This window comes from Gemmatimonadota bacterium (assembly GCA_039715185.1).
GTDB lineage: Bacteria > Gemmatimonadota > Gemmatimonadetes > Longimicrobiales > RSA9 > DATHRK01.
Map to the genome: position 1 here is coordinate 1 of JBDLIA010000166.1, position 3367 is coordinate 3367.

General features: G+C 70.9%; 3 protein-coding genes. 2 read left to right on the forward strand and 1 reads right to left on the reverse strand.

Annotated features, from left to right (window positions below; genetic code table 11):
• Window positions 1-121 precede the first annotated feature (121 nt).
• On the forward strand, window positions 122-697 hold the full coding sequence (locus ABFS34_16190) for a hypothetical protein (GenBank protein ID MEN8376968.1): 576 nt from the start codon (window positions 122-124) through the stop codon (window positions 695-697).
• Between the two features lie 2 nt (window positions 698-699).
• On the opposite strand, the gene ABFS34_16195 is transcribed toward ABFS34_16190, so the two are convergent.
• The gene (locus ABFS34_16195) at window positions 700-1728 is read right to left on the reverse strand and encodes a DNA adenine methylase (GenBank protein MEN8376969.1); all 1029 of its coding nucleotides are present in this window, start codon (window positions 1726-1728) and stop codon (window positions 700-702) included.
• 113 nt (window positions 1729-1841) lie between these two features.
• Between ABFS34_16195 and ABFS34_16200 the strand changes: the two genes are divergently transcribed.
• A complete protein-coding gene (locus ABFS34_16200; protein MEN8376970.1) occupies window positions 1842-3332 on the forward strand; it encodes a glycosyltransferase N-terminal domain-containing protein in 1491 nt (496 codons plus the stop codon).
• The last annotated feature ends 35 nt before the right edge of the window (window positions 3333-3367 follow it).

Below are 3367 nucleotides of genomic sequence, written 5' to 3' on the forward strand. Positions count from 1 at the left end.
CCGAGGGTGATCTGCTTGTGCGCGGGCAGGCCTGCCGGCAGAATCGCAATCCGTGAGTAGCAACGCTGCTGGATGAGTTGGCCGCTCTTGCCAACTCCAGTTGATCCCCGGAGGGTCGGTCATGACGGTCTTCGAGTATCTCAGCGTCCTGCTGTCCGTCGTCATGGGTCTCGGACTGACCCATATCCTGGTCGGCTTCAGCAAGTCCGTGCACCACCGCGACACGCTCAAAGTCTACTGGGTCCACGTCGCCTGGGGCGTGAACGTCATCGTCTACATCGTCGGCATATGGTGGGGGATGTTCTGGTGGAGCGGCCTACCGGAGTGGACCTTCGTCGAGTTCCTGCTCGTCTTTGCGTACACCGTGTCGCTGTTCCTCTTGGCCTCGATTCTGTATCCCTGGGACATCCCCCCCGACTTCGACTTCGAGGATCACTTCTACCGCAACAGGAGCTGGTTCTTCGGCCTCCTCACAGTGGCCTGGTTCATCGACATCCCTGAGACCGTGCTGAAGGCCGAGGGCGGGCTGCGGGGGCTGCCGCCATCGTATTGGGGGTTCGTCGCGGTGATCATCCTATCCGCCGTCATCGCGGCTCTGACCGGAAACCGGCGCTTCCACGCCGCGTTCGCCGTCTTCTGGTTCCTTTGGGTAACGAGCTACCTGACGCTAACGACGCTGGGGCAGATCGCGGGGTGACCCTACCGGTCCACGCAGAACAAATACTCCTCCACCTCGTCGCCGGCGTAGGAGCGGCCCTCGCCGTCGGCGTCGGAGCGGTAGCGCTTGTAGCGGCGGCGGTAGCGCTTGTAGGTCGAGGCGCGGCCCCAAGTCTTGAGTAGCGCGGCGATGGTATCGGACGGGATCATGCCCTCGGAGTTGTAGCTCATGACCACGTGGCGGCAGTCGGCGGCGTCCAGCACCGCCCCCAGCGCGTCGGCCGCGGCGCCGCGGCGGCACCAGTCGCTGCGCTTGTCGGCGTCGGGCAGAAGTCCGGTCTTGCCGCGCAGCGCGGGTTCGGTGTCGAACCAGCCTTCGGCGATCAGCTCGGGCAGGTGGTAGTAGGCGGGGTACTGGCGCTCGTTGTAGGGCGGGTCCAGGTAGAGCAGGTCGAAGGGCCCCGAATCCCCGACCACGTCCGCGGCGTCGCCGCGCGCCGCCCGGGCCGGCGGCCCCGACTGCGGCCTGCGCGGCTTCAGCTCGAGCGGCTTCACCGCGTTCGCCTGCCACGACTTGATGAAGGCGGCGTACACGCCCGCGGTGTTGGCCACCCGGTCGGCGGCCTCGATGAGGGCCGCCACCAGGGCGTAGAAGGTCCCCTGGTCGATGGCCCCGTCGCGACGCCAGCGCTCGATACGGTCGCGCGCGGCGTCGATGCGGCCGGCGTTGTCCGGGGTGAAGTACATGCGCCCTTGGTCGGCCTGGTCGGTCGCGCCGAAGTTGCGGCGGAGGAAGCCGTCCCGCGGAGGCAGCGAGCCCAGCTCGTCGAGCAGCGTCGCCACCCGCGCGTGACCGTTGCCTGGCTCCGCGACGACGTAGGCCTCGGCGAACACGCGGCCGTACTCCATCACGTCCGAGGCCACCACGCGGTGCCCGAGCCGCTTGAGGTCGCGCGCCACGGAGGCGGTGCCCGTGAAGGGATCGACCGCCAGACCCGGCGCGATTCCCCTGCGACGGAGGGTGCGCCGGATGAAGTCCAGCAGCTTGGTCTTATTGCCGATGTAACGCACGGCGGCGAATATAGAGGCACGCCGCCGTGGGCGTCCATCGACCACGATCGCGGCGGTTCTTGTCCCGGGCGGCCATCTCCGTGGTGGCCGCGCCCAAGGCCGGGAGGAAGCCTATGAGCGGAGGTCAGCGCCCGGCGATGATGCCGCCAGAGCCAGCCGAGTTGCCCGCTCCGAGTGCGCAGCCGGGCGCTGGCGAGAAGCCGGTAGCCGACGTGGATCTCGAAGCCCCCGTAGTGCCCGCGGCGCCTCGCGCCGATGTGGGCGACCCCGACTCCTCCGAGCTGCCGGAGCCGGACACCCACCCGGTCGACCCGGGCCCCGCGCTGCGCGCCAGGGAGCACTTCTACCGATTCGTGCTGAGAGCGGCGCGGCCGTTCGCGAGCGCCGGAGCCGGTCGCGACGAGAAGATCCAGCGCGGACTCGCGGGGCGCCGGGTGTCGGTCTCGGCGTTCGAGGATTGGGCCGCCGAGCACCGCGATCCGGACCGTCCGCTGGTGTGGGTGCACGCGCCGTCCGCGGGCGAGAGCCTCATGGCCAAGGCGATCATCGCCGCGCTGCGCGAGAAGCGCCCGGCCGTGCAGATCGCGTTCACCCACTTTTCGCCGTCGGCCGAGCGGCTGCTCGAGGAGATGGGCGCGGACGTAGCCGCCTACCTGCCGTGGGACTCCCTCACCGATGTGCGCCGCGCGCTGGACGCCCTGGAGCCGACGGTCATCGCCTACGTGCGCTCCGAAGTGTGGCCCGTGCTGGGGGCCGAGGCCAAGCGGCGCGGCACCCGCGTGGCGCTGGTGAACGCCGCGCTCGCGCGCGACTCGTCTCGGCTGCGGCCGGCGGCGCGCTGGTTCCTGGGCCCGTCGTACGGCAGGCTGGACCTGGTTGGCGCCATCGCCCCCGACGACGCGGTCCTGCACAGGCGCATGGGGTCGCTGCCCGAGCGCACCCGGGTGACCGGCGACGCGCGCTTCGACCAGGTGCTGAAACGCCTCGCGGGCGAGCTTCCCGACGCGGCGAAGCGCCTGCGCGACCCCGGCGTGGTCACGCTGGTGGCGGGATCCACGTGGCCCTCGGACGAGGCGCGGCTGCTGCCGGCGTTCGTGCGCGGCGGCGCCGGCGTGCGGCTGGTCATAGCGCCGCACGAGCCGAGCGAAACCCACCTGGTGGGCATCGAGGGTCGGCTGGACCGAAGCTACATCAGGCACCGCCGCCTCTCCGAAGTGCTGGAGGACGAACGGCCGCTGCCCGGCGCGGTCATCGTGGACCAGCTCGGCCTCCTCGCCGACCTGTACCGCGTCGCGGACCTGGCCTACGTGGGCGGCGGCTTTCGCGACGACGGCGTGCACTCGGTGGTCGAGCCGGCGGCCGCGGGGATCCCGGTGCTGCTCGGCCCCAGGCACGGCAACGCGCGCGAGGCCGCCGAGCTGGTGGCCAGCGGCGGCGGCATAGAGGTGACCAACGCCGCTCAGCTCGAAGGGCGCCTGCGCACCCTGGCGCAGTACGAGACCGCGCGCCGAGCGGCCGGAGACAGGGCCACCGCCTACGTGCGCACGCGGACGGGCGGCGCCGAGGCCAACGCGGAGGCGATCCTGGCGCTCATCGAGGGGTAGGTTAAGTTGCGATAGGCGGCCGGCGGGCGCGGGAG